Source organism: Streptomyces lacrimifluminis, assembly GCF_014646095.1.
Lineage (GTDB): Bacteria > Actinomycetota > Actinomycetes > Streptomycetales > Streptomycetaceae > Streptomyces > Streptomyces lacrimifluminis.
Window position 1 is genome coordinate 1 of record NZ_BMMU01000129.1, and the last position, 562, is coordinate 562.

Genomic DNA, 562 nt, shown 5'->3' on the forward strand with positions numbered 1-562 from the left:
TCGCGTTCTTCTGTATCGGTGGCGTGATGGCGCTGTTCATGCGCGCCGAGCTGGCCCGGCCGGGTCTGCAGATCATGTCGAACGAGCAGTTCAACCAGGCGTTCACGATGCACGGCACGATCATGCTGCTGATGTTCGCGACGCCGCTGTTCGCCGGTTTCACCAACTGGATCATGCCGCTGCAGATCGGCGCCCCCGACGTCGCGTTCCCGCGGCTGAACATGTTCGCCTACTGGCTGTACCTGTTCGGCTCGCTGATCGCGGTCGGCGGTTTCCTCACCCCCTCGGGCGCCGCCGACTTCGGCTGGTTCGCCTACTCCCCGCTGTCCGACGCGGTCCGCTCGCCGGGTATCGGCGCCGACCTGTGGATCATGGGCCTGGCCTTCTCCGGCTTCGGCACCATCCTCGGCGCGGTCAACTTCATCACCACCATCATCTGCATGCGCGCACCCGGCATGACCATGTTCCGCATGCCGATCTTCGTGTGGAACGTGCTGCTGACCGCGGTCCTCGTCCTGCTCGCCTTCCCCGTTCTCGCCGCCGCGCTGTTCGCGCTGGAGGC

At 66.0% G+C, this 562-nt stretch carries 1 protein-coding gene; it reads left to right on the forward strand.

Annotated elements, in window-relative coordinates; translation table 11 throughout:
- Nucleotides 1–562, forward strand: a 562-nt coding sequence (locus tag IEY89_RS40240) for a cbb3-type cytochrome c oxidase subunit I (protein ID WP_189152464.1), incomplete at both ends; no start/stop codon positions are given.